The 1,419-nt window shown below is 70.0% G+C and carries 2 protein-coding genes; both read left to right on the forward strand.

Features of this window, described 5'->3' with window-relative positions:
- The first annotated feature begins 3 nt into the window (after nt 1–3).
- Nucleotides 4–519 (forward strand): helix-turn-helix domain-containing protein, encoded by a 516-nt coding sequence (locus BN423_RS10435; protein WP_026089089.1) that lies wholly within the window; start codon nt 4–6, stop codon nt 517–519.
- A gap of 41 nt (nt 520–560) precedes the next feature.
- Nucleotides 561–1,379, forward strand: coding sequence for an IS3 family transposase (locus BN423_RS10440; RefSeq protein WP_232385582.1), 819 nt, complete (start codon nt 561–563; stop codon nt 1,377–1,379).
- Nucleotides 1,380–1,419 lie beyond the last annotated feature (40 nt).

Consider the following 1,419-nt stretch of genomic DNA (forward strand, 5'->3'; position numbering starts at 1 on the left):
CTCATGTCCATCGACCTACGGTACGGGCACGGGCGCGCGGCGAGGTCGCTCGCCGCGGACCTGTTCGCGGAGGGCAGGGGGTACGAGTCCGTCGCCCGCGAGCTCGGGGTCCCCGCCATGGCCGTGAGAAAATGGCAGCAGACGTACCGGGCGGTCGGGAGGGACGGTCTGCTGAGCATGGGGGAGACGCGCGCGAGATACGACTACGAGACGAAGGTCGCCGCCGCCAGGGCCGTGGTCGACGGCGGCGCGACCAGGGCCGAGGCGATGCGGCGCTTCGGGATCGCCGGCTCGAGCTCGCTCGACCGGTGGTGCCGCCTCTACCGCGAGGGCGGCGCCGAGGCCCTCAGGCCGAGGCCGAGGGGGAGGCCGGGGGGCTCCGGCCCGGGGGCCGCGCCCAGGACCCGCGAGGAGAGGCTCGAGGAGCGCGTGCGCAAGCTCGAGGCGCAGGTGGCGTACCTAAAAAAATCGATAGCCCTGAAGGCGGAGCTCAGCTCCCGAACCGGGAGAAGGCCCTAGCGGTCGCCGAGCTTTCAGGGCTGGGGCACGGCCTCGCCGACCTGCTGGAGGCCGCGGGCCTCGCCAGGTCGAGCTACTACTACGCGCTCGCCCACCCCAAGGGCCCGACCAGGCCGGAGCTGCGCGCGAGGGTCGCCGAGATCTTCGGGAGGCTCCCGAACGGCGTGGGGCACCGCCAGGTCGCCATGGAGCTCCGGGCGGTGGACGGCGCCCGCATAGCGGACAAGACGGTGCTCAAGATGATGCGCGAGATGGGGCTCAGGTGCGGCATCAGGCGGGAGACCGACCACCACAGGTACAACTCCTACAAAGGGGTCGTCGGGAAGACCTTCGAGAACGTGCTCGGCCGCGACTTCGCCGCCGACGGCCCCTGGCGGAAGATGGGCACCGACGTCACCGAGTTCAGGCTCTCCTTCGGCAAGGCCTACCTCGCGCCCGTGTACGACTTCGGCAGCAAGGAGATCGTGGCGTGGTCGGTCTCGGAGCGCCCCGACCTCGCCCAGCAGGAGGAGATGCTCGCCATGCTCGCGGCGGCCAAGCCCGAGGGCGCGGCGCCGGTCCTGCACTCCGACATGGGCTGGCAGTACCAGCACGCGGCGTACGTGCGCGCGCTCGCCGAGAACGGCATCACCCAGAGCATGTCCCGGAAGGGCAACTGCCTGGACAACGCCGCGACCGAGCAGGTCTTCGGCCACATCAAGGACGAGTTCTTCCGCGGGCGCGACTGGGACACGTTCGAGTCGTTCAAGGCCGACCTCGAGGCGTACATACACCACTGGAACCACGTGAGGCGGCAGGTCAAGCTGAAGGGCCTGACCCCGGCGGAGTTCCGGGAGCTGGCCCTCCGCGAGGCCGCTTAGCGGTTATGATTTAACGCGTCCAAGTTTTGGGGTGCAGTTC

This window comes from Enorma timonensis (assembly GCF_000321165.1).
Taxonomy (GTDB): Bacteria; Actinomycetota; Coriobacteriia; order Coriobacteriales; family Coriobacteriaceae; genus Enorma.